This window comes from Hypericibacter adhaerens (genome assembly GCF_008728835.1).
GTDB classification, from domain to species: Bacteria; Pseudomonadota; Alphaproteobacteria; order Dongiales; family Dongiaceae; genus Hypericibacter; species Hypericibacter adhaerens.
In genome coordinates this window covers 2482053-2505717 of the sequence record NZ_CP042582.1, presented here as the reverse complement: position 1 = coordinate 2505717, position 23665 = coordinate 2482053, and the positions used below count along the sequence as shown (strand labels likewise).

Annotated in this window: 24 protein-coding genes; 2 read left to right on the top strand and 22 right to left on the bottom strand. The window is 66.1% G+C overall.

Going from position 1 to position 23665, the window contains the following annotated elements; all coding sequences use genetic code 11:
* Positions 1 to 9: 9 nt before the first annotated feature.
* Entirely contained in the window at positions 10 to 2238 is a 2229-nt protein-coding gene (locus tag FRZ61_RS10965; RefSeq protein WP_151117467.1) for a TonB-dependent receptor domain-containing protein, read from the bottom strand.
* Between the two features lie 118 nt (positions 2239 to 2356).
* Entirely contained in the window at positions 2357 to 2476 is a 120-nt protein-coding gene (hemP, locus tag FRZ61_RS10960; protein ID WP_151120786.1) for a hemin uptake protein HemP, read from the bottom strand.
* Positions 2477 to 2726: 250 nt separating this feature from the next.
* Here hemP and FRZ61_RS10955 point away from each other — a divergent pair, with 250 nt between their 5' ends.
* Both FRZ61_RS10955 and FRZ61_RS10950 read left to right on the top strand, forming a co-directional pair.
* Positions 2727 to 3854, top strand: coding sequence for a TonB family protein (locus tag FRZ61_RS10955; RefSeq protein WP_151117465.1), 1128 nt, complete (start codon positions 2727 to 2729; stop codon positions 3852 to 3854).
* A 106-nt stretch (positions 3855 to 3960) separates the two neighbouring features.
* Positions 3961 to 4443, top strand: a complete 483-nt coding sequence (locus FRZ61_RS10950; protein WP_151117462.1) for a cupin domain-containing protein — start codon at positions 3961 to 3963, stop codon at positions 4441 to 4443.
* A gap of 13 nt (positions 4444 to 4456) precedes the next feature.
* Here the strand turns inward: FRZ61_RS10950 and FRZ61_RS10945 are convergent, their stop codons facing one another.
* The 20 genes from FRZ61_RS10945 to FRZ61_RS10850 all read right to left on the bottom strand — a co-directional run bounded on the left by FRZ61_RS10945 (position 4457) and on the right by FRZ61_RS10850 (position 23587).
* On the bottom strand, positions 4457 to 4906 hold the full coding sequence (locus tag FRZ61_RS10945) for a type II toxin-antitoxin system RatA family toxin (RefSeq protein WP_151117460.1): 450 nt from the start codon (positions 4904 to 4906) through the stop codon (positions 4457 to 4459).
* Positions 4907 to 4934: 28 nt separating this feature from the next.
* Positions 4935 to 5897 (bottom strand): lipoyl synthase, encoded by a 963-nt coding sequence (lipA, locus tag FRZ61_RS10940; protein WP_151117457.1) that lies wholly within the window; start codon positions 5895 to 5897, stop codon positions 4935 to 4937.
* A 5-nt stretch (positions 5898 to 5902) separates the two neighbouring features.
* A complete protein-coding gene (locus FRZ61_RS10935) occupies positions 5903 to 6520 on the bottom strand; it encodes a hypothetical protein (RefSeq protein ID WP_151117455.1) in 618 nt (205 codons plus the stop codon).
* Positions 6517 to 7167: a hypothetical protein gene (locus FRZ61_RS10930; protein WP_151117453.1), complete on the bottom strand. Its 651-nt coding sequence runs from the start codon at positions 7165 to 7167 to the stop codon at positions 6517 to 6519. Before FRZ61_RS10930 ends, FRZ61_RS10935 begins: the two co-directional genes overlap by 4 nt.
* Positions 7145 to 8542, bottom strand: coding sequence for a dihydrolipoyl dehydrogenase (gene lpdA / locus FRZ61_RS10925; RefSeq protein ID WP_151117451.1), 1398 nt, complete (start codon positions 8540 to 8542; stop codon positions 7145 to 7147). The genes FRZ61_RS10930 and lpdA overlap by 23 nt, the downstream gene beginning before the upstream one ends.
* 31 nt (positions 8543 to 8573) lie before the next feature.
* Entirely contained in the window at positions 8574 to 9215 is a 642-nt protein-coding gene (locus tag FRZ61_RS10920) for a glutathione S-transferase family protein (RefSeq protein ID WP_151117448.1), read from the bottom strand.
* Between the two features lie 11 nt (positions 9216 to 9226).
* Positions 9227 to 10561 (bottom strand): pyruvate dehydrogenase complex dihydrolipoamide acetyltransferase, encoded by a 1335-nt coding sequence (locus FRZ61_RS10915; RefSeq protein WP_151117447.1) that lies wholly within the window; start codon positions 10559 to 10561, stop codon positions 9227 to 9229.
* 18 nt (positions 10562 to 10579) lie between these two features.
* Positions 10580 to 11965, bottom strand: coding sequence for a pyruvate dehydrogenase complex E1 component subunit beta (locus tag FRZ61_RS10910; protein WP_151117446.1), 1386 nt, complete (start codon positions 11963 to 11965; stop codon positions 10580 to 10582).
* A 19-nt stretch (positions 11966 to 11984) separates the two neighbouring features.
* A complete protein-coding gene (pdhA, locus tag FRZ61_RS10905) occupies positions 11985 to 12989 on the bottom strand; it encodes a pyruvate dehydrogenase (acetyl-transferring) E1 component subunit alpha (protein WP_151117445.1) in 1005 nt (334 codons plus the stop codon).
* A 156-nt stretch (positions 12990 to 13145) separates the two neighbouring features.
* Positions 13146 to 13511 (bottom strand): FtsB family cell division protein, encoded by a 366-nt coding sequence (locus tag FRZ61_RS10900; RefSeq protein WP_151117443.1) that lies wholly within the window; start codon positions 13509 to 13511, stop codon positions 13146 to 13148.
* A gap of 181 nt (positions 13512 to 13692) precedes the next feature.
* Positions 13693 to 14202: an SET domain-containing protein gene (locus FRZ61_RS10895; protein WP_151117442.1), complete on the bottom strand. Its 510-nt coding sequence runs from the start codon at positions 14200 to 14202 to the stop codon at positions 13693 to 13695.
* A gap of 98 nt (positions 14203 to 14300) precedes the next feature.
* The gene (locus FRZ61_RS10890) at positions 14301 to 15086 is read right to left on the bottom strand and encodes an MBL fold metallo-hydrolase (RefSeq protein WP_151117441.1); all 786 of its coding nucleotides are present in this window, start codon (positions 15084 to 15086) and stop codon (positions 14301 to 14303) included.
* A 139-nt stretch (positions 15087 to 15225) separates the two neighbouring features.
* Entirely contained in the window at positions 15226 to 15849 is a 624-nt protein-coding gene (locus FRZ61_RS10885) for a hypothetical protein (RefSeq protein WP_151117440.1), read from the bottom strand.
* Positions 15850 to 16025: 176 nt separating this feature from the next.
* Positions 16026 to 16805, bottom strand: coding sequence for a TatD family hydrolase (locus tag FRZ61_RS10880; RefSeq protein WP_151117439.1), 780 nt, complete (start codon positions 16803 to 16805; stop codon positions 16026 to 16028).
* Entirely contained in the window at positions 16805 to 18400 is a 1596-nt protein-coding gene (gene metG, locus FRZ61_RS10875) for a methionine--tRNA ligase (protein ID WP_151117436.1), read from the bottom strand. Before metG ends, FRZ61_RS10880 begins: the two co-directional genes overlap by 1 nt.
* Before the next feature lie 90 nt (positions 18401 to 18490).
* Positions 18491 to 19600, bottom strand: a complete 1110-nt coding sequence (locus tag FRZ61_RS10870) for a DNA polymerase III subunit delta' (protein ID WP_151117434.1) — start codon at positions 19598 to 19600, stop codon at positions 18491 to 18493.
* A 7-nt stretch (positions 19601 to 19607) separates the two neighbouring features.
* Positions 19608 to 20246, bottom strand: a complete 639-nt coding sequence (tmk, locus tag FRZ61_RS10865) for a dTMP kinase (RefSeq protein WP_151117431.1) — start codon at positions 20244 to 20246, stop codon at positions 19608 to 19610.
* 20 nt (positions 20247 to 20266) lie between these two features.
* Positions 20267 to 21424 (bottom strand): D-alanyl-D-alanine carboxypeptidase family protein, encoded by a 1158-nt coding sequence (locus tag FRZ61_RS10860; protein ID WP_151117429.1) that lies wholly within the window; start codon positions 21422 to 21424, stop codon positions 20267 to 20269.
* A gap of 116 nt (positions 21425 to 21540) precedes the next feature.
* Positions 21541 to 22518: a septal ring lytic transglycosylase RlpA family protein gene (locus tag FRZ61_RS10855; RefSeq protein ID WP_151117427.1), complete on the bottom strand. Its 978-nt coding sequence runs from the start codon at positions 22516 to 22518 to the stop codon at positions 21541 to 21543.
* Positions 22519 to 22558: 40 nt separating this feature from the next.
* On the bottom strand, positions 22559 to 23587 hold the full coding sequence (locus FRZ61_RS10850) for a lytic murein transglycosylase (RefSeq protein WP_225309209.1): 1029 nt from the start codon (positions 23585 to 23587) through the stop codon (positions 22559 to 22561).
* Positions 23588 to 23665: the final 78 nt, after the last annotated feature.

The following is a 23665-nucleotide window of genomic DNA, read 5'->3' as shown; positions in this document are numbered from 1 at the left end:
CCTTTCTGCCTACCAGGCGATCTGGTAGGCCACCATTGCCTTGTAGTTGCGTCCGGCCTCGTCCGAGCCCGAGAAGACGCGCGTGTAGGTCTCGTCGAAGACGTTGTCGATGCCGGCGGCGAGCGTGAAGCCGCGCAGCAGCTCCTGCTGCGGCGACCAGACGATATAGAGATCGGTCACCACATAGCCGTCGCGCTCGAGCGTCGGATCGTCGGTATTGTCGAAGTCCTGGGCCCAGGTGATCCAGCTGCCGATCTGGACGTCGGCCGGCGGAATCTTGAGGGCGGCATGGAACGTCGTCGTATCCGGCTGCAGCTCGCCCAGGTGATCGCCCGTCTCGCGGTCCCAGCCGTTGATATGCGAGTAGGCCACGCCGAGGATGGACCAGTCGTTCTCGTAGTTGGCCTCGAGCTCGACGCCCTCGAGCTTCGCCTTGTTGACGTTGTCGATGATGGTGGTGCCGTCGCAATCGCCCGCGATGAAGGGATTGCAATCCACGAACGGCGCCGGCTGGACGACCGACCGCGAGATCAGGTCGTCGCCATAGGTGAGGAACCAGCCGCCCTTGGCCGAGGCGCGGTCGTTCGCCATCACCACATCCTCGAAATCCAGCCCCATGCCGGCTTCGATCGTCCGCGTGGTCTGCGACTTCAGGTCGGGGTTGGGCTGGAAGTGGTTGACGATGTCCGGGAACGGGGGACCCAGCGGAATGACGAAGTGGGTGCCCGTCAGGTAGAGGTCGTTCATGTTGGGCGCCGAGAAGGCGTAGCCATAGCTGCCGTAGAACATCAGCCAGTCGGTCGGCAGGTAGCTGACCGCGATCTTGGGCGAGACAGCCGTGTCGATATTGTCGTCGGCCAGATCGCTGCTTGAGGAGTAATAGTCGAAACGGGCGCCCGGGATGATCAGGAACTCGCCGGGAATGGGCCCCGGTGCCGGCAGCGTGAGCTCCGCCTGGGCGAAGAGGCCGAAGAGGTTGGAATCCGCGTCGGGAACGCCGTCGAGGTTGCCGCCATCCCGGTCGCCGTCCTGCATGTCGCGATAGCCTTCGCCGCCATAGGTGAAGACCACCGAGCTGTCGGGACCGAGCTCGAAGCGGGTGCGGTTGTCGACCCGGATGCCGACCGTGTCGAGATCGCGCTCCAGCTCCTCGCCCTCGGGACCGGCGCCCAGATTGTCGAGGCGCTTCTCCTTCAGATCGTTCTGCGAGTAGTAGAGCGTGGCGTCCAGGTTGACCCACTTGTTGTCCGGATCGTGGAAGCCGTAGCTGGTCCGCCAGGTCTGGGTGACGAAATGCTTGTCCTCCAGATCGGCGCCGGTGGCGTCCTGCGCGTTGGAGGGCTCGGTCGAGTTGCCGTCATAGCGCAGCCATGCGCCCTCGAAGCTGTGAGCGCCGGCGGTGTATTTGGCCTTGGCGAGACCGCTATAGATCTGGTCGTCGGCGCTGACCTCCTGGTCGGTGCCGAGGTCGATATTGTCGGAATCGCGGAACACGAAACTGCCGATAAGGTCGAGATTCTCGCCGACCTTGCCGAACATGGTGATGCCCGGCGACACCTCGTCGTTCACGCTCTGCCCGCCGATGAAGCTGTTGACGCCGAAGGTCTCGCCCGGCTCGAGGAAGTCGGACGCGTCCTTGGTGCGCAGCTCCATCACGCCGCCCAGGCCGCCCGAACCATAAAGCGCCGAGGTCGCGCCACGCACGACCTCGACCGATTCCAGCAAGGCCGGATCGAGGAAGAAGCGGCCGTCATGGCCGGTGATGAGATTCTGGCGCGTGCCGTCCAGCAGCACGATCACGTCCTGCGCGGTGAAGCCGCGGATGACCGGCGATTGCCCGTTGCGCCGCGGGCCGCCCGAGAAGGTCACGTTGGGCACGCCCAGCATGATGTCGTCGACGGTCGACGGGATGCGCGTCTGGATCTTCTCCTGATCGACGACCGAGACGCTGCCCGGATATTCGAAGGCCGCCATCGGATTGCGCGTCGCGGTCACGGTCACGGGCGGCACCGACATGCGGGTGGCCGTCCCTTCCGTTGCCGGCGGCGTCGCGGTGTTCTCGGCTGCGCCATTCTCGGTCGTGCTTGTGCCGGTCTGGCTCTGATCCTGTGTCTGCGTCTGGTCTTGCGTTTGAGTCTGCGTTTCCTGGGCCCCCGCCGTGCCGCCGATGAGCCAGAGCGCTATCGGCAGCGCCAAGAAAACGGAACGGTTAAGCAGTCGTCGGTATTCGGTCGCCATGCCCCTTGTCCTTGTTGGTCAGCATTGTCCGGGGCTGGCGCGCCGGCCTCGGAAGGCCGACGGATGGGCTGGCTGGGACGAAAGCTGCGTGTGATTGCGCCGATGCGCCGCGCATCGGCTACTTCGTCAGAATGAGCTTCCCCCTCCCTGTCAGGCGGAGCCGATAAACCTCCTCGCCATGGTGAATCAGCAGCTCATGCCTCCCCCGCAGGAGGTCGCTGCTGTTGACGGACGACATGTCCGGCTTCGAAACAGGCAAGCCCCTCGCGGGCGCGGTGCAGGCTGCATCCGCCCCGACGCTGGCCTTGGCCCGGTCGGTCTCACTCGCGTTCAAGGTCACTCGGCATCCCACCCAAGCCCTGGCTCCAACTGCGAACCACCACACTTGGCGGCCAGGACAATTTGTGATTACCGCAATTGCGTTTCATTCGCAATTAGAATGATAATGATTACTCAAGAAAGGCGTTTGGGATCATCGGAGAGACAGCATGGGTCTGCCGGAGGGGATGTCGCGACCGGCCCTGCTTTCAGTCCTGTTCCACGGCTCGATCCTGGCCGCGGCCCTGCTCGCCTGGCCGAAGGACCCGCCGCTGCCCGCGGATGCCGGCATGGGCGGCAGCGTCCCGGTGATGTTCGTCGCCGGGGGCAGCGCTGAAGCCGACGCGCAGGCCGCCGCCGAGGCGGCCGCGCCCAGCGAAGCAACGGCCACGCCGGCAGATGCGCCGCCGGCGCCACCCCAGGCCCGGATCGCGGAAGACGTTTCGCCGGCGGAGCCCGCGCCCGAGCCGCCCGTGCCCGAAGCGATCGAAGAGCTGCCGCCCGTCGAGGCGGAGCTGGCCGAGCCGCCGCCTCCGGTCGAGGAGACGGATCTTTCCAGCACGACCATGGCCGCGCTCAGCCTGGAGCCGATGCCGGAGCCGCCGCCGGTGGTCGAGGAAGCGATCGAGATCGAGAAGATCGTCGAGAAGCCGGTGACGCAGCCGACGACGGAGACGGCGGAACAGGCCCCTGAGAAGCCCAAGCCCCTGCCCGCCACCAAACCGACACCGCCGCGCGAAACGACCGTGGCGACCCCGCCGGCAGCACCCCCACCCTCTCCACCGCAGCCTCAGCCGGAGCCGCCGCAAGCGACCCAGCTCGCATCGCTGCCGGCAACGACCGTCAGCGACGCCAGCCCGGCAGCGCCCGCCGACGCCGCGGCGAGCAAGGCCGCGCCCTCGACCGCCAGCAGCGGCAGCGCCAGTGCCGACAGCGCCCCCGCCGCGCAGAGCGCGTCACTCCCCGAGGGTGCCGGCATGCCGACCGGATCCGGCAGCGCGCCGGGACCTTCGGCTGCGGAGCAGGCTGACTACGCGAGCCTGCTGGCCGCCTGGCTCGACCGGCACAAGGAATATCCCGAGCGGGCGCGGCGCAAGCATCAGCAAGGGGTCGTGCTCTGCGAGTTCGCCATCGACCGCCAGGGCCAGGTGCTGAGCTATCGCATCCTCCAGGGCTCGGGCTACGAGCTCCTCGACGAGGAAGCGAGCGAGCTCATGACCCGCGCCAACCCCGTGCCCCCGCCGCCCGCCGGCATGGACCAGACCTATGTGGTCCCGATCGTGTTCGCGCTGAACTAGCGAGCCGACGCAGCACCTTTCTCGCCGTTCTCTACCGCCCCTTTTGCTCTCGCTCGCGGGCCGTGCTATGCGCGTTCCGGGTCCCCAGCCAGCGCGAGAGAGAACGATGACGAGCAGCGACAAGGCGCCGATCGCCGTGAAAGCCGAGGCCGTGGCGCCCCGGACCAAGCCGTCCAGCTATCCGGAGCCGTTCTTCAGCCGCATGGCCAGGCGCGAGAAGCGGGCCCTGGGCGATCTGTTCGGCTTGAGGAATTTCGGCGTCAATCTGACCCGGCTCGAGCCCGGCGGCGAATCCTCCCTGCTCCATCGCCACAGCCGGCAGGACGAGTTCATCTACATCCTCGAAGGCGAGCCGACGCTCGTCACCGACCGGGGCGAGGTTCCGCTGCGGCCGGGCATGTGCGCCGGCTTTCCCGCGCAGGGGATCGCGCATCAGCTCGTCAACCGCACCGGCCGGACCGTGACCTATCTCGAGATCGGCGACCGCACGCCCGGCGATGAAGGAAGCTATCCGGCGGACGATCTCCGCGCGGCTTTGGGACCCGACGGCAAGTGGGTCTACAGCCACAAGGACGGGCGGCCCTACTGATCCGGCCCCGGCCTCAGGCCGTGGTCTTGCCGTAGAGCTGCTGCGCGCGATGCTCGAAGGCGGCGACCATGCGCCGGACCGCTTCGTTGAAGAGCGCGCCGATCACCTTCTGCAGCAGGATCGAGCGGAACTCGAAATCGACGAAGAAATCGACGCGCGTCCGGCTCTCGCCCTCGGGCAGGAACTTCCAGTGGTTGTTGAGATAGCGGAACGGCCCCTCGGCATAGCTGACATCGATGCGGTGGCCGGCGCGGTCGGGCTTCACGATCGAGGTGAAGCGCTCGCGGATCATCTTGAAGCCGATGATGAGATCGGCCTCGAGCGTGCCGTCCGGGAGGCGCTTGCGGATGCGCGCGCCCACGCACCAGGGCAGGAACTCCGGATAGCGCTCGATATCGGCGACCAGATCGAAGAGCTGATCCTGGGTATAGGGAAGGACCCGCTGCTCGGCGTGCGTGGGCATGGGGGAGAGGGGAACCGGCGCGGCGGGATCAGGCGCCGGCACCGGAAGCGGCGAGCTTTTCCAGCCGCGCCGCCTTGAGCCGCTCGAAATCCTCGCCCGCGTGATAGGAGGAGCGGGTCAAGGGCGAGCTCGCCGCCAGCAGGAAGCCCTTGCTCAGCGCCATGTCGCGCATCTCGGTGAACTCGGCCGGGGTCACGAAACGCTCGACCGCGTGATGCTTGGGCGTGGGCTGGAGATACTGGCCGATGGTGATGAAGTCGACGTCGGCCGAGCGCAGATCGTCCATCACCTGCGCCACCTCCTCCCTGGTCTCGCCCAGCCCCACCATGATGCCGGACTTGGTGAAGCGCGTGGGATCGATCTCCTTCACCCGCTGCAGCAATCGCAGCGAATGGAAATAGCGGGCGCCCGGCCGCACCTCGCGATAGAGCCGAGGCACGGTCTCGAGATTGTGGTTGTAGACGTCGGGCCCGGCCGCGACGACGGTCTCGAGCGCGCCTTCCTTGCGCAGGAAGTCGGGCGTCAGCACCTCGATCGTGGTCGCAGGCGCGGCCTCGCGGATGCGCCGGATGGTCTCGGCGAAATGCGCGGCGCCGCCGTCATCGAGATCGTCGCGATCGACCGAGGTGACGACGATGTGATGGAGGTCGAGCTTCCCCACGGCCTCGGCGACATGGGCGGGCTCGTGCGGATCGAGCAGATCGGGGCGCCCGGTGGCGACATTGCAGAAGCTGCAGGCGCGGGTGCAGACCGAGCCCAGGATCATCACGGTCGCGTGCTTCTGCTTCCAGCATTCGCCGATATTGGGGCAGGCCGCCTCCTCGCAGACCGTGGCAAGGCCGAGCTGGCGCATCAGCGCGCGCGTCTCCTGATATTCGCGCGACATCGGCGCCTTGACGCGGATCCAGTCGGGCTTGCGCGCGACCGGATTGTCCGGCTTGTGGGCCTTCTCGGGATGGCGGAGCTTGGCGACGGCGGCAGATTCGATCATGGGGATCAGGATACCGGTTTGAAGCCCAGTTTCGCCAGCGCCTCTTGCGCAAGGCTTAAGACCCTGGGGACGTCGTTGATATCTTCAAATGTGAGACCGGGCTTTTTGATCCATTCGAGCCCGCCTACATCGTTGAACACATATTCGTTGGCATAACCGAAAACAAGGTCGCCGCTGCCATCGGCAAGGATATGCGTGTCGAAGCGATCAACGATGTCGAGAGAAGTGCTGGCCGGCAGTTTTTCTCTATTGTCGAGTTTGAGCGCCCGCCGATCTGTAAGGACATAGGCGGTCCGCCGCAGGCGCCCAACCCTCCTGCGGATCAACCAGACGGTGATTCCGACGAAAAGTACTGTGAAGACGCCCAATGCGACAAAGGGACCTTGGTGGCTGAGCGCCGCCTCCCATCCCCGTCGCGTCACCCTTTGCCAAATCAGAATGGAGGCAAACCCGCAAGGGAGAAGCCATAGGAGTGCGAAAGTCGAGATTAACCAGTGCCAGATATCCGCGCCAACCCAGCGCGGCCGAACCGGCCGACCGACCCAGATCACCTTTTCGCCCGGCAGGAGGAATGGCTGGAAAAATGACTGCTCCGCGATCGATGACTTAGCGCCCTCCTTCATGCGTCGGCCTCTTCCGCCTCGGCCAATAGCTTCAGGGCCGCCTTCTCGGCGAGCGCCTTAACCGTCGCGGCCGCTTCGATGTCGACGAACTCCAGTTTTGGAACCGCCTCCGGCGTATTGCTGTTCTTCGAATAGATCAGATCGTAGTCGAAAATAATTCTGCCGCTTCCGTCCGATCGCAGAATCTGATCGAGCTGGTCCACGTTGCGGAGCGAAACTGACTTCAGCAGCTTGCCATTGCGGCGGTCGAGCGCCATGGCTCGGCAGTCTGACAGGAGATAGGTGAGTTTCGTTGGCGCGATTATTTCCCGCCCGATGCGCCACATCATCGCGGCTAGCAACACAAGGGGCCCGATCAGGGCATAACCGATATAGACTTTGGCTTGGTCTGCATCCTCCGGGGTGGCCCCGGAAGTCGGTCCTGATGTTGCCTTGATCCACGCGATCAAACCAACGAACGCCAATATTGCGAGAAGCACGAAAAGCCGATAGCCGATCTCGCTCCAGTGGAGGCGAGGTCGCCCGATCCACAGAATCTTCTCTCCAGGTTCCAGATAAGGCTGGAACAACGCCCGATCGAGCAGCGCTGCCGAGGCCCCGCCGCTGTCGCCGATCCCCGAGCCCTCAGATGTGGAGCGCCCGTCCATAGGCGTCGAGCACGCTCTCATGCATCATCTCGGAGAGCGTCGGGTGCGGGAAGACGGTCGCCATCAGCTCGGCCTCGGTGGTCTCGAGCGTGCGGGCGATGGTGTAGCCCTGGATCAGCTCGGTCACCTCGGCGCCGATCATGTGCGCGCCGAGGAGCTCGCCGGTCTTGGCGTCGAACACTGTTTTCACCAGCCCCTCTGGCTCGCCCAGGGCGATCGCCTTGCCGTTGCCGATGAAGGGGAAGCGCCCGACCTTGACCTCGTGGCCCTTGGCCTTGGCCGCGGCCTCGGTCAGCCCCACGCTCGCCACCTGCGGCAGGCAGTAGGTGCAGCCGGGGATGTTCTCCTTGTTCATCGGATGGACGCCTTTGACGCCCGCGATCTTCTCGACGCAGATCACGCCCTCATGCATCGCCTTGTGCGCGAGCCAGGGCGGGCCTGTGAGATCGCCGATGGCATAGAGCCCGGGCTCGCCCGTGGCGCCCCACTCGTCGGTCACGACATGGGTCTTCTCGACCTTCACCTTCGTGCCCTCGAGGCCGAGATTCTCGACATTGCCGACGATGCCGACCGCGAGGATCACGCGCTCGACCGTGACATCGGAGGATTTGCCGCCTGCTTCGATCGTGGCCGTCACGCTGTCGGTGCCTTTCTTCAAGGCCTTCACCGTGGCGGAGGTGAGGATCTTCATGCCCTGCTTTTCGAAGGCCTTCTTGGCGAAGGCCGAGATCTCGGCATCCTCGACGGGCAGCACGCGGTCCATCACCTCGACCACCGTCACCTCGGCGCCGAACTGGCGGTAGAAGCTCGCGAACTCGATGCCGATGGCGCCGCTGCCGATGACCAGCAGCGATTTCGGCAAGGCGGGCGGCACCATCGCCTCGCGATAGGTCCAGACCAGCTTGCCGTCGGGCACGAGGCCCGGCAGCGCGCGGGCGCGGGCGCCGGTCGCGAGGATGATCGCGGGCGCGGCGAGCTCGGCCACGGGCTTGCCGTCCTTCGTCACGGCCACCTTGCCCTTGCCGGCGAGCTTCGCCACGCCGTCATAGACCGTGATCTTGTGCTTCTTCATGAGGAACTTGACGCCGTTCGAGAGCTGCGCCGCCACCTTGCGGCTGCGCTCCACGACCTTGGCCGCGTCATAGCCCACATTGTCGGCCTTGAGCCCGTAGGCGGCCGCGTTCTTCATGTTGTGATAGACCTCGGCCGAGCGCAGCAGCGCCTTGGTCGGGATGCAGCCCCAGTTGAGGCAGATGCCGCCGAGATTCTCGCGCTCGACGATCGCGGTCTTCTTGCCGAGTTGGGCCGCACGGATGGCCGCCACATAGCCGCCCGGCCCGCTGCCGATGATCACGATGTCGAAATTCTCGGCCATTCAAAATTCTCCTGATCGCCGCCGGCGAGGGCTAGAGCGGCTCGCCGCCGAAATGATGCTGCCAGATCGGCGCCACCTTGGGCCGCGCCACCGTATGGCGCACCATCCCGGCGATGCGCGGACACTGCTCGATGACCCAGTCGCGCACGCTCCAGCGCGCGAGCACGCTGAGATAAAGGTCGAGCGCCGAGAAGCGCTCGCCGAGCGCGAACGGCCCCGGCGTGAGCCCCTCTTCGATCATGGTCCAGAAACGTTTGAGATCCTCGATCGCACGCCGCTCGGCGCCGGGTGCGGCCGCCTTGTCCTCGACATAGCGTTCCGGGTAGTCGACGCGCCCGATCGCCTCGTAAAGATTGTTCGAGGCGAACATCAGCCAGCGATAGAGCCGGCCGCGATCGCCGGATTCGACCGGCGGCAGCAACCCCGCCTCCGGGTGGCGCTCGCAGACCAGCAGCAGCATGGCCGCCGATTCCGTGACGATCGTGCCGTCCGGCAAGGCCATCGCCGGGATCCGGCCCAGCGGGTTGACCTTGCGATAGGCCTCGCCCCACTGCTCGCCGGCGGCGAAATCGAGCTCGAGGATCTCGGCCGGCGCCCCGATCTCCGCCAGCGCCGCCTCGATCGGCACCGAGCCGCAACGCTTGCCACCATAGAGCTTGTAACGGCCGGTCATGGTGCCCTCCCCTAGAGCATCATCGTGATCGGGTCTTCGAGCAGCTTCTTGATCTGGTCCAGGAACTGGGCGCCGATGGCGCCGTCGATGACGCGGTGGTCGCAGGAGATGGTGCAGCTCATCATGGTGGCGACGGCGAGTGCCCCGCCCTTCACCACCGCGCGCTGCTCGCCCTTGCCGACGGCGAGGATCGAGCCCTGCGGCGGGTTGATGACGGCCGCGAACTCCTTGATGCCGAACATGCCGAGATTGGAGAGCGAGAAGGCGCCGCCGCTATATTCCTCGGGCAGCAGCTTCCCGGCCTTGGCCCGGTCAGCCAGCGCCTTCATCTCGGTCGAGATGGCGGCGAGGCCTTTCTTGTCGGCGGAACGGATGACCGGCGTGATGAGCCCGTCATCGAGCGCCACCGCCACCGACACGTCGCAGGTTTTGTTCAGCAGGATCTTGTCGCCGCCCCAGATCGCGTTGGCGCGCGGCACCCGCGCCAGCGCCATGCCGCAGGCCTTGATGACGAGATCGTTAACCGAGAGCTTCACGCCTTCGGGCGCCTTGGCGTTGAGCTGGGTGCGCAAGGCCAGCAGCGCGTCGATCTCGGCTTCGACCGTCAGGTAGAAATGCGGGATGGTCTGCTTCGATTCCATCAGCCGGCGCGCGATCACCTTGCGCATCGTGCTGAGCGGCAGCTCGGTGAAGCCCTCGGTCGGCAGCGGCGTGGGCGGGGCCGCCGGTGCGGCGGCGGCCGGGCGCGGTGCGGGCGCGGCAGCAGCAGGTGCAGCGGCCGGAGCCGCGGCGACGCCGGATGCCTTCGCGCTCTCGATATCCGATTTCACGATGCGGCCATGGGGACCCGAGCCTGGGATCCGCGCCAGGTCGAGATTGGCCTCGGCGGCGAGACGCCGCGCGAGCGGGCTGGCGAAGAGGCGCTGGCCATCCTTCGCGGGCGCTGCCGCAGCCGGCGCTGGAGCCGCTGGCGCCGTCTGAGGTGCAGCCGCCGGGGCCGCTGCGGCGGGCGCCGGTGCCGCAGCAGCAGGCGCCGCCGGAGCCGGCTTCGGCGCGACGGCCGGGGCCGCCTTGCCGATGGCGTCGAGCGCCGAGGCGCTCTCGCCCTCGTTCAGCAGATAGGCGATCGGCGCGTTGACGGCGACGTTCTCGGCGCCGGCGGGCACGACGATGCGGCCGAGCGTGCCTTCGTCCACCGCCTCCACCTCCATCGTCGCCTTGTCGGTCTCGATCTCGGCCAGCACATCGCCGGACTTGACCGCGTCACCTTCCTTCTTGATCCATTTCGCGAGCTTGCCCTCGGTCATGGTGGGCGAGAGCGCGGGCATCAGGATCGGCGTCGGCATGGCGCTGTCCTCCCTTGCTCAGCTGCGGTAGCAGACCTGGCGCGCCGCGGCGACGATATTGTCGGCGTTCGGCAAGGCCAGATGCTCGAGATTGGCGGCATAGGGCAGCGGCACGTCGGCGCCATGGACGCGCGCCACCGGCGCGTCGAGCCAGTCGAAGGCCTGCTCCATCATGAGGGCCGACAGCTCCGAGCCGATGCCGGCGAAGGGCCAGCCCTCCTCCACCGTCACCAGGCGGTTGGTGCGCTTGACCGAGCTGACGATGGTGTCGGTGTCGAGCGGGCGCAGGCTGCGGAGGTCGATCACCTCGGCCTCGATGCCGTCCTTGGCCAGCGTCTCGGCCGCCGCGAGCGCGAAGCCCACCGGCCGCGAGAAGGCGGCGATGGTCACGTCGCGGCCGGGCCGCACGATCTTGGCCTTGCCGATCGGCACGATGTAATCGGCGCTGGTCGGCACCGGGAAGTTCTGACCGTAGAGCAGCTCATGCTCGAGGAAGATGACCGGGTTGGGATCGCGGATCGCCGATTTGAGCAGGCCCTTGGCGTCCGCCCCCGACCAGGGCGCGACGACCTTGAGGCCCGGGCAATGCGCATACCAGCTCGCATAGCACTGCGAATGCTGCGCGGCCACGCGCGACGCGGCGCCGTTGGGACCGCGGAAGACGATCGGCGAGCCCATCTGGCCGCCCGACATGTAATTGGTCTTGGCGGCCGAGTTGATGATCTGGTCGATCGCCTGCATGGCGAAATTGAAGGTCATGAACTCGACGATCGGCCGCAGGCCGCCGAAGGCGGCACCGACGCCGAGCCCGGCGAAGCCATGCTCGGTGATCGGCGTGTCGATCACGCGCTTGGGCCCGAACTCCTCGAGCAGGCCCTGGCTCACCTTGTAGGCCCCCTGATATTCCGCGACCTCCTCGCCCATCAGGAAGACGGTCGGGTCGCGGCGCATCTCCTCGGCCATGGCGTCGCGCAAGGCCTCGCGCACCGTGATGGTGTGGGTCTCACCCATCTCGGCTTCCGGCGCCGCCGTGACGATGGCAGGTGCTGCAGGGACGGACGCCGCCGGCGCGGGCTTCGCCGCGGGTGCCGCGGCCGGAGCGGGCGCTGCAACGGGTGCCGGCTTGGGCGCGGCCTTGGAGGCCGCCGCGTCGAGGCTCTCGCCCTCGACCGCGAGCACCGCGATCGGCGCGTTCACCGCGACGTTCTCGGTGCCGGCCGGCACGATGATCCTGGCGAGCTTGCCCTCGTCGACCGCCTCGACCTCCATGGTCGCCTTGTCGGTCTCGATCTCGGCCAGCACGTCGCCAGGCTTTACCGCGTCGCCTTCCTTCTTCAGCCACTTCGCCAGCTTGCCCTCGGTCATGGTCGGCGAGAGGGCCGGCATCAGGATATCGATGGACATGTCCGCTTCCCTTCCCGCTTCAGGCTTCGACCAGCACGTCGGTCCAAAGCTCGGACGGATCGGGTTCCGGGCTCGCCTGGGCGAACTCGGCCGCTTCGGCGACGATGTCCTTCACCTCGCGATCGATGGTCTTGAGCGCGTTCTCGTCGGCATGGCCGCCCTCGAGCAGCTTGGCGCGCAGATGGTCGATCGGATCATGCTCCTGGCGCATCTTCGCGACCTCTTCCTTGCTGCGGTATTTCGCAGGGTCGGACATGGAATGGCCGCGATAGCGGTAGGTCAGCGCCTCGAGGATGTAGGGGCCCTTGCCGCCGCGCGCATAGGCGATCGCCTTGTCGGCCGCCGCGCGCACCGCCATCACATCCATGCCGTCGACCTTCTGGCCGGGGATGCCATAAGCCTGGCCGCGCATGTTGAGATCCTTGCCCGCGGCCGCGCGCTCGACCGAGGTGCCCATGCCGTATTTGTTGTTCTCGATCACATAGACGACGGGCAGCTTCCAGAGCGCGGCCATGTTGAAGGATTCGTAGACCTGGCCCTGGTTGATGGCGCCATCGCCGAGGAAGGCCACGCAGACGCCGCCATCCTCCTTGTAGCGATGGGCGAAGGCGAGGCCGGTGCCGATCGGCACCTGGGCGCCGACGATGCCGTGGCCGCCGAAGAAATTCTTCTCGCGGCTGAACATATGCATCGAGCCGCCCTTGCCCTTGGAATAGCCGCCGCGCCGGCCGGTGAGCTCGGCCATGACGCCTTTCGCATCCATGCCGGTCGCGAGCATATGGCCGTGATCGCGATAGGAGGTGACGACGCTGTCGCTGGGCTTGCGCACCGCCATGCAGCCCACCACCACCGCCTCCTGGCCGATATAGAGATGGCAGAAGCCGCCGATGAGCCCCATGCCGTAGAGCTGGCCCGCCTTCTCCTCGAAGCGTCGGATCAGCAGCATGTCGCGGTAGTGGGTGATCAGGGTTTCCGACTCGTCGCTGTCGGCCTTGCCGGCCTTGCGCGCGGTGGTGGCGGCCATGATGTCTCCCTTCAGCCGACGGGCCTGAACGGCCCGGGATGGGCGGTCGCAGCAGCCTGGACCGGCCCTTATCCGGTTAATTTACGCCGGAAAGGGAGAATAGCAAGGCGGGGTAAATTTCTGACAAATCACAAGAAAGCGACAATTAACTCGATTTCAGTTAACATCGCTGTTCGAGGGCGCGGGGGCACCTGCGCCCGGTGCCGCCGGGGTCGGCAGCATGATGATCACCTCGTCGTCGCGCGCGTAGTTCAGCATCAGCCGCATCTGCTCGTCGAGCAGGTCGGCGTCGAGCGTCGAGGGGCTCATGCGCTGGACGCGGTTGGCGAGCGCCACCTGCTCCGCCTGCAGCGAGGCGAGCTGGGCATCGGCTTGGCGCAGCTGCTGCTTCAAGGTGAGCCAGGCCATCAGGCCGCGATCGCCCTGGATCGCGTGATAGCCGAAATAGCCCAGCAACGAGGCCCCGATCAGCGGAACCGCGATCTGGCGCAGGTAGCGGCGGAGGTCGATTCGAATGGCCATGGACTCGACGGAATCACAGCCGAGTCGAGCCGGTCAAATGAAATCGACTCGGGAAATCGACTCCGCGAGTCAGATCACAGCGAAGGCACCGTGACTGTGGCCCAAATGACTCACTTAGTGCCGATCTGCCGGGTCGGCCCCCAGCCCTTCCTCACTCGCCGCTCCCGTTCGCTCGGCGCGATCACCCGCGCCGTTGGATCTTGTCCTCGAGATAGGACGAAAAGAACCCCTTGTACCGTCGCTGCAGCTCGGGCATTCGCCAATCGAAGCCGGTGACGACGCCGCGACATGCCTTGGCACCGCAATGGCAGGTCATCTCATAGTCTTCGTTGTCCATCATTGCGTAGTCCACGGTCAGCTCTTCGGACTGCCGGACATCGCGCATGGTCACGAAGAGGATCTGACCGCGCACACCGACATTGGGATCGCAGGAGTGATTGAGGTACATCATGCTTGCCTCTCGTTCCTCGACGCTCGACGGCCCCAGGAACAAGTCGTCCGCGATCTGGATTTCAGCCGGCCCCAGGATCTGAAAATTGCGGTCCCTCGTTTCCTTGTCGAAGATATGGCCGCCCTTTACGACCACGATCGTTCCCTGGGGTAAGGGCCGACGGGCGAAGAGCCCAAATCCGTGAACAGGGCTTTTGCGCTTCTCGACGTCGTTCGAGAAGATGGACCGAGGCATTGGCATCGAGCGAAGGTCTCCCCAGCTCGTCAAAAGGTGCGGAAATCCGCCTTCATGCAAATCTTAATGGGCATCGTGGTTCGCAGCCAACGCTCGGCTTGCGATCACTCCTGCACCTCGACGACCAGCCCGTCATAGCCCGGCTCCACGCCCGCCGGGCAGCGCGCTTTGAGCGCGTCATAGTCGATCTGGTGATTGAGATGGGTCAGCACCGCATGGCGCGGCTTGAGCACGCCGATCCAGCCCATCGCCTTGTCGAAGTTGGCGTGGGTGATATGCGGCTCGAAGCGCAGGCAATCGACGATGAGGAGATCGAGACCTTTCAGCAGCGCCAGCGAGGCTTCCGGCAGCTCGATCACGTCGGTCGAATAGGCGAAGTTGCCGATGCGGTAGCCGGTCGAGATCGTGCCATGGCCATGGTCCTGGAGATAAGGCAGGACCGGGACGCCGTCGGCGAGGAAGGGCTTTCCGAGCTCGACCGGATGCGGATCGAGGAAGGGTTTGTAGAGCTTCCCCGAGCCCTTCTCGTTCTGCTTGAAGACATAGTCGAAGCGCTGGGCCAGCGTCGCCAGGGTCTCGGGCGTCGCATAGACCGGCAGCGGCGGTGCGGCCGGATCGCGGCGCACGAAACGCAGATCGTCGAGCCCATGCACATGGTCGGCATGGTCATGGGTGAAGAGCACCGCGTCGAGCCCCTTCACATTGGCGTCGAGCAGCTGCGCGCGGCAGTCGGGCGAGGCGTCGATCAGGATCGTCTTGCCATGGGTCTCGACCAGCACCGACACGCGCCGGCGCCGGTTGCGCGGGTTCGCCGGGTTGCAGCTGCCCCAATGATTGCCCACCAGCGGCACGCCGCCCGAGCCGCCGCATCCGAGAACTGTCACACGCATGAAGATTTCCGCTATCGCTGTCCCAATCGGGATGAAACCAGATAGGTGGCCTTATACAGGATCAGATACCAGACCCATTGCAGCAAAAGATTGGGCAGAAAGGTTATTCAGTGAACAGCGCGCGGTGGTGGTCGATCAGTCAGCGGCGCTTATTCGCGATCAGATCCCGTGCGAGCGACGGCATAATAAAATAGAAGGTCATTTGCAGCATCATATTGATCAGAAGAATTGAGGCGGGAAGCATAATCGTAGGTGTCATCGCCCGCCTCGTACTTCCGAATACAAACCCCGTAAACAGCCCATCAATCTCCAGAGTTAAAAAGAACGCGACTGACACCGTGAAGAACAACTCGAATCGCACGGAGTTCGGCGACTTTGCCAAGGATTGAGCCACACCAGTTCCGCCGGTCGCGACACCGCGCTTTACCTCATCCACATCCACACGGAAATTTTTAATTCCAAGAATGAGATGGAACGGCAGGACCAGTAACAGCATCGCCCAGCTCAGCACGGATGTGTTGACGACATAGAACATCTGAGCGAAATAGTGTTCCCATCGCCCCAGGCCCAAGGGCTTCGCCTTCAGCATCTCGCAATATGAAAGATGGATCTGCCGACAGATAGCTTCAGCGGCGGGATGGGCCTGGTCCCTGTGCTCCTCACCCAATAGCCAGACGACCGCGACCACCGCCGCAGCGGCGGCGAGATAGCACAACCCAAATATGGGGATCAGGACACTCCTTCTCGGCGAAGGCCCCGACACGTGCCGCTCCTTACAGGATTGACCTGGTCATTGGCGACCTGCTCCCCGGGATGTCGGCATAGCAAAGCAATTTCGCCGCACAACCTTTAATCGCAGGCGTGCCAGGATTTCTCAGAAAAGGATGGAACGCAATAGCGCTTTGCGGAAGACCTGCGTTGACGCGTTTCAGCCTGCGCCTAGGCGCGCTTCGCCTTGTCGAACAGCTGGAAGAAGTTCGCCGTGGTCGTCTCGGCTAAGGCCGGCGCGGTCAGGCCCTGGAGCTCGGCCAGGCATTGCGCCGTGTAGGTCACGTAGGCGGGCTCGCATTTCTTGCCGCGAAGGGGCACGGGCGCGAGGTAGGGCGAATCCGTCTCGACCAGGATTCGATCTTGCGGCAGGTCCTTGGCGATGGCGCGCAGGGTCTCGGATTTCGGAAAGGTCAGGATGCCCGAGAGCGAGATGTAGAAGCCGAGATTGAGGGCGTTGTCGGAGAGGTATTGCGTCGTGCTGAAACAGTGGATCAGGCCGCGCAGATTACCCTGCGCCGCCCCCTCCTCCAGCAGCGCCACCGTGTCCTCGTCGGCGTCGCGACTGTGCACGATCAGCGGCAGGCCCGTGGCGCGGGCGGCAGCGATGTGAGTGCGAAAGACCTTCTGCTGCTCGGGGCGCGGGCTGCGCTCGTAGAAGTAATCGAGCCCGCATTCGCCGATGCCGATCACCTTGGGATGGCGGCTGAGCTCGACCAGCTTCTCGACCGCGACATCGACCTCGCCCTGGGCCTCGTGCGGATGAACGCCCACGCTGCACCAGAGATTGTCGTGGCTCTCGGCGATCGCCAGCACCTGCGGGAATTCCTCGATCGAGGTGCAGATGGTGAGCATCGCCCCCACCCCCGCCTCTCGCGCGCGCCCCAGCGCCGCGTCAAGGATCCCCGCGCGGTTCAGATAGTCGAGATGGCAGTGGCTGTCGACGAGCATCAGCTCTTCTTGCCTTTGCCCTTCGCCGGCACGGCCTCGGTCTTCGCCGCTTCCGGATCGACATAGCGCGGGAACACGCCCTCCGGTGCCGGCAGCGGCGTTCCCGGCTTAAGCGCGTTTGCCTCGGTCAGATGCGCGAAGTCACGCGCATTCGCCGGCACCGCCAGCTGGTCGAGCAGCTTGCCCGCCGCCGCCGGCATCACCGGCTGCACCAGGATCGCGAGATAGCGTACCGTCTCGGCCAGCACCCAAAGCACCGTCGCCATGCGCGGCGGATCGTTCTTCTTGAGGGCCCAGGGCGCCTGCTCGTCGACATAGCGGTTGGCCTCGCCCACCACAAACCAGATCGCCTCGAGCCCGCGGTTGAAGCTCTGGGTCTCGATCGCCTCGCGCCAGCGCGGCAGCAGGCCCTGCGCCTGGCCGAGAAGCTTCCTGTCCGCCTCGGTCAGCGGCCCCTTTTCCGGCACGGTGGCGCCGCAGTTCTTGCTGATCATCGAGAGCGAGCGCTGCGCCAGGTTGCCCAGGTCATTGGCGAGGTCGCCGTTCATCCGCATGACCATGGCGCGATGCGAGAAGTCGCCGTCATTGCCGAACGGCACCTCGCGCAGCAGGAAGTAGCGCACCGGATCGAGCCCGTAGGTCGCGATGAGCTGCAGCGGGTCGATCACGTTGCCGAGCGACTTCGAGATCTTCTGGCCCTCGTTGGTCCACCAGCCATGGGCGAAGACGCGCTTCGGCGGCTCGAGGCCCGCGGCCATCAGGAAGGCCGGCCAATAGACCGTGTGGAAACGCAGGATGTCCTTGCCGACCATGTGCAGGTCGGCCGGCCAGAAGGTCCGGTAGCTCTCGCTCTCCGTGTCCGGGAAGCCGACGGCGGTGATGTAGTTGGTGAGCGCATCGAGCCACACATACATGATGTGGTCGGGATCGTTCGGGACCGGCACGCCCCATTTGAAGCTGGTGCGCGAGACCGAGAGATCGGTGAGCCCGCCGCGGACGAAGGACAGCACCTCGTTGCGCCGCGTCTCCGGCGCGATGAAATCCGGATGCTTCTCGTAGAACTCCAGGAGCGGCTGCTGCCACTTGGAGAGATCGAAGAAGTAGCTGGGCTCCTTCACCCACTCGACCTCCGCACCCGAGGGCGCGCGCTTCTTGCCGTCGGGCCCGGTGGTCAGCTCCTCCTCGCCATAGAAGGCCTCGTCGCGCACCGCATACCAGCCCTCGTAATGGCCGAGATAGATATGGCCGCGCTCGACCAGCCGGAGCCAGAGCGCCTGGCAGGACTTGATGTGCCGCGGCTCGGTGGTGCGGATGAAATCGTCATTGCTGAAGTTCATCGCCTTGGCGAGGTCGCGGAAATTCTGCGAGACCTTGTCGGTGAAGTCCTTGGGCGACATGCCGGCAGCCTTGGCCGATTTCTCGACCTTCTGGCCGTGCTCGTCCGTGCCGGTGAGGAAATTCACCCTGCGTCCGTCCAGCCGCATGAAACGCGCGATCACATCGCAGGCCAGCGTCGTGTAGGCGTGTCCGATATGCGGCGCATCGTTCACGTAATAGATCGGCGTGGTGATGTAGAAGGGACGGGGCCCTGACATGCGTGCGGGTCTTCCGGATCGAGAACCTGGGTTATGGGGCAAAGTCCGCGAGAGAAGCGCGGTCGTCGGGCGAGGCGCCGGCGGTTCCTGTCAGCGCCGCCCCTGCCCGGCCAGGGCTAGCATGGCGCCGATCCAGACCTGTTTCAGGTCGAGATCGGCCTGCTCGGCCCCGGCGATCAGGCGCGTGACCTTTTCCCACAGGGCCAGCCATTGATCAAGTCCGCGGGCCCCGGCCAACCTGCTCAGAATCTGGGCTTCTTCCGGCGGAATTCCAGGGTCCGGGCGCCCCAGGGAGGCGGTCCGCAGCAGCCGCGCCATCCAGCCTTCGAGCAGGTCGGCGGCGGTGCGGAAGCTGTTCCCCTCGCGGTCGCGGGCGAGCCGGTCGGCGAAATCATGGAGCGCCGGGACATCGAGATCGGGCAGCCGGGAGAGCTGCGTGCCGAGCTCGCGATAGAGCTCGAGCCCGTCCTCCTCGGCCAGCTCCAGCGCGCGTCCGATGCTGCCCTGGGCGAGCCAGATCAGCAGCGCCTGGTCGGCCGGGTCGAGATCGGGCCGGTAGCGCGCGAGCAAGGCCCGGACCTGCGCATCGGCCAAGGGCTTCAGCGCGAGCCGCCGGCAGCGCGAGCGGATGGTGGGCAGGAGGCGGCCCGGCGCGTGGCTCACCAGCAGCAGCACCGAGCGGCGCGGCGGCTCCTCCAGCACCTTGAGCACGGCATTGGCGGCGTTGCGGTTCATGTCCTCGGCGCAGTCGATGACGACGGTGCGCCAGCCGCCTTCGGCCGGGGTCAGATGCAGGAACTGGCCGATATCGCGCACATCGCCGATGACGATCTCGCTGCGTCGCTTTTTCTTCTTCTCGTCCCAGCCGCGCTCGATGGTGAGGAGGTCGGCATGGCCGCCGCTCGCGACCCGGCGGAACACGGGATGCCCCGGATCGAGGCGCAGGCCCGATGCGGCGGGCTCGGCGGCGCCGAAGAGTCCCGGCGCCTGGGCGTCCGCAGCCCCGCCCGCCAGCAGGTAGCGCGCGAAGCGGAAGGCCAGCGTCGCCTTGCCGATGCCGCGCGGCCCCGTGATCAGCCAGCCATGGGCAAGCCTGCCGGAAGCGACGGCGCCCGCGAGCAGCGCTTCGGCCTCGTCATGGCCGACGAGTTCCGGGTTCTCGCGCGGTGCCGGCCATGCCTGTTCCTGCTCGTCGCTCATGCGGGTCTTAGGTCAGATCGGCCTGGAATTTCTCGGTGATCGCCGCCTGCAGTTTCGCCTGCACGGCCTCCAGAGCGCCAGCCGCGTCGATGACACGGCAGCGTTGCGGATCCTGCCGGGCAATATCGAGAAAGCCCTGACGCAGCCGCTCGTGGAAGGCCTGCGCCATCTCCTCGTAACGGGTCTCGGGGCCCCGCCGCCCGCCGGCGCGCTTGAGGCCCAGGGCCACCGGCAGATCGAGGATCAGCGTCAGGTCGGGGCGCTCGGTGCCCACCACCGCCCGCTCGAGGGCCGCGATGAAACCGCGATCGACGCCATGGCCATAGCCCTGATAGGCCAGGGTTGAATCCGCGAAACGGTCCGACAGGACCCACTGGCCCTGAGCCAGCGCCGGGCGGATGACGCGCTCCAGATGGTCGCGCCGGGCCGCGAAATGCAGCAACGTCTCGGTGATGGGATCCCAGCGGTCGGTGGCGCCCTGGACCAGGAGCTTGCGGATCTCCTCCGCACCGGGCGAGCCGCCGGGCTCGCGGGTCAGCAGAACCTTGCGTCCCCGCCCTTCGAGCCAAGCCGCCAGCCGCTTTCCTTGCGTGGATTTGCCCGCCCCTTCGCCGCCCTCGAGCGTGATGAAGCGGCCGCGCGCCATTCCCTCTCCGACGGTCCCGCTCAGGCGCCGACGCCGGCGAAATGCTTGAGCGCCGCGATCATGCGCCCGAAGAAGCCCAGCTTCGGCACCTCTTTGCCGGCGACGAGAGGCACTTCCATGTCGGTCATGCCCGGGGCCGAGATCACCACCTTGCCGACCTCCTGGCCGGCCGCGATCGGCGCCGGGATCGGCCCCTCGAACACGGCCTTGGCGGTCAGCTTGTCATGCGCGGCGCGGGGCAGCGTCACCAGCAGGTCCTTGCCGACGGCGAGCGGCACGGTCGCTTCCTGGCCGAGCCAGACCGGCGCATCGGCGAGCACCGAGCCCGCCTTGGCGACCGTGTAGTTGTCGAACTCGCGGTAGGCCCAGTCCAGGACCTTGGCGGATTCGTCGGAGCGCTCCTGCATGCTGTGGGTCCCGATCAGCACGACGATGACGCGCCGTCCGTCGCGCTTGGCCGAGACGGCCACGCTGTAGCCCGAGATGCTGAGATGGCCGGTCTTGAGCCCGTCGACGGTCGGGTCCTTGTAGAGCAGCGGATTGCGGTTGCCCTGCTTGATGCCGTTGAAGACGAACTCCTTCTCCGAGAAGTAATGGTAGTACTCGGGGAAGTCCGCGATCAGATGATGCGCCAGCCAGGCGACATCATGCGCGGTCATGAGCTGCTTCTCGTCCTCCAGGCCGTGGGGATTGTCGAACTGGCTGTCGTTGAGCCCGAGCTCCTTGGCCTTGGCGTTCATCTTCTCGACGAAGGCTTGCTCGGTGCCGGCAAGTCCTTCGGCCACGACCAGGCAGGCATCGTTGCCGGACTGGACGACGATGCCGCGGATCAGGTCCTCGACCCGGATGCGGTCGCCGATGCCGACGAACATGGTCGAGCCCTCGTTGAGGGCCCAGGCCTCCTTGGAGACCGGGAAGGTGTCGTCGAGCTTGACCTCGCCCTTCTTCAGCGCCTCGAACAGCAGGTAGACCGTCATCAGCTTGCTGAGCGACGCCGGCTGGATCCTGGTTTCCGCGTTCTTGTCGAGGAGCACCGCGCCCGTCTCGTAATCGAGCACGTAGGCTTCGGTCGCCGTGGTGTCGATCGTGTCGGCCCGCGCGGCGCCGGCCGCGAGGAGCGAGGTGGCGAGAAGAGCGGAGGCCGCGACCGCCGTCGCGCGAAGAGCAACGAGTTTCATCTTGATCCCAATCATCCTGGTTCCTCTCCCGGCCGAACGAAGATAACGCCGCCCGGGAGTCGGCGTCGATCCATAAGAGCCGCCCTTTCGGGCGTTTTCACGGCGGGGTCCTCGCATCAATCGACGACGATCCGGGCCTCGGTATGGCCCGACTGGACCAGCTTGTCGAGCAGCCGGTCGGCCTCCGACACCGAAGCGATCGGCCCCAGCCGCACGCGATAGAACTGCTGATTGCCGAGCGTGACCGGCGTCATCGTCGCCGCCCCGAGGCGCGACAGTTCCGCGGTCAGCTTCTGCGCGTTGGCGAGCTGGGTGAAGGCGCCCGCCTGGATGAAGATCCGGGTCGGCTTCACCGCGGTCTGGGTCACGCGGCCGTCCGGCTCCGCCGCCGCGACCGCGCGCGTCGTCGCCGATGTGACGGCCGTGTTGCCGGTTGACGTCGCAGGTGCCGTGCCGGCGCTCGCGGCAGCAGCCGATCCGCCGGCCGGCAGCTGCTGCTGCGTGACCGCCATGGTCGGCGCGGCGCTGGGAGCCACGGGCTGCGCCTGGTCGGCGGGCACGCCGCTGCCGCCGGTGAGCGCCGACGCCAGCGCCATGCTCTCGTCGGCGAGAACCTGGACACGCACCCGCGCCGTGCCGTTCTGATGGAATCCCAGGAGCTGCGCCGCGCGGCGCGACACATCGATGATGCGGCCATTCACGAACGGCCCGCGATCGTTGATGCGCAGCTTCAGCGAGCGGCCGTTCTCGAGATTCGTCACCTGGACGATGGTCGGCAGCGGCAGCGTCTTGTGCGCCGCCGTCAGGCCGTTCTGGTCGTAGATCTCGCCGCTCGCGGTCGGCTTGCCGTTGAAATCCGGACCGTACCAGGAGGCGATCCCGGTCTCGTCATAGCCGTAATCGACCTTGGGGTAGTACCAGACGTTCTGGACCTGGTAGGGCTGGCCGATCTTGTAGGCCGGCGGCCCCGAGGCCTGGTTGGGCTTGGTCAGGAGCTTGGAGGAATTGACGACGAGCTCCGTCTCCGAGCAGCCGGCCACCGCCAGTGCGGCCACTATGCCCAGCATCGCCGCAACGATACGTGCCCTCAGCATTTTGCGGTCTTACGCCCCTATAACCCCTAGATTTAGTAGGTTAACCCTGCTCGATCTTGTCCGCAAGCGTACCGACCGCGGTCGCGAAATAGGTCGAGCGGTTCCATTTCATGATCGCCTTGTAGTTCCCATAGACCAGATAGGCGGGGCCGCTGGTGTCGTCCGGACGGACCAGCGAGGCGTTGAGCTTGTGGACCACCGGCAAGACACCGCCATCGGCGCGGCGCAAGCCCAGCTTGCGCCACTCCTCGAGCGACTTCTCGATGTCGAGCGAGACGAGGTTGCTGTCGAGCTGGGCCGGCAGCTTCACCTCCCGCCCCCAGGTCTGGCTGGCGTTCCAGTCGTTGCCGGCGAGATAGTTCGCGATCGACCCGAACACATCGGCGGTCGAGTTCCAGATGTCGCGCTTGCCGTCGCCATCGGCATCGACGGCGAAGCGCAGATAGCTCGAGGGCATGAACTGGCACTGGCCCATGGCGCCGGCCCAGGAGCCCAGCATGTTGCCGGCGCTGACATCGTGATGCTGGAGGATCTCGAGCGCGTTCAGCAGCTCCTTGCGGAAGAACTCGGCGCGTCGGCCCTCATAGGCGAGCGTCGCCAGCGCCTCGACCACGCGGTAGTCGCCCTGCTGGGCGCCGTAATTGCTCTCGATGCCCCAGAGCGCCACGATGAAGCGCGGCTGCACGCCATAGAGCCCGCCGATCTGCTTGAGCAGCACCTGGTGCTGCTGGAAGAGCGCGCGGCCGTTCGCGACCCGCTTGTCGTTGACGACGCGCGCCAGGTAATCCACGAAGGTCATGGTGCCTTCGGGCTGCTTCTGGTCGAGCGCGATCACGTCGTAATTGAAGGCGACGCCCTTGAAGGCATCGTCGAGCGTCGCGGCGGAGACGCCGCGCGCCGCCGCCTCGTCGCGCACGCCCTGGAGCCAGCTGTTGAACTGCGTGATGTCCAGGTCGGCCGTGGCCTTGCAGGAACCCAGCGTCAGGGCGGACAAGGCCGCGAGAGCCGAGCCGCCCCCGGCAACGACCTGCATCATTCGCCGCCGCGACACACCCTTCTCGCCCCGCATGGCGATCACTCCTCGACGCAAGACCGGACTCTCCTTCGTTTCTGCCATGATCGCCCAGAGTCGGCCAAGAATGCCGGC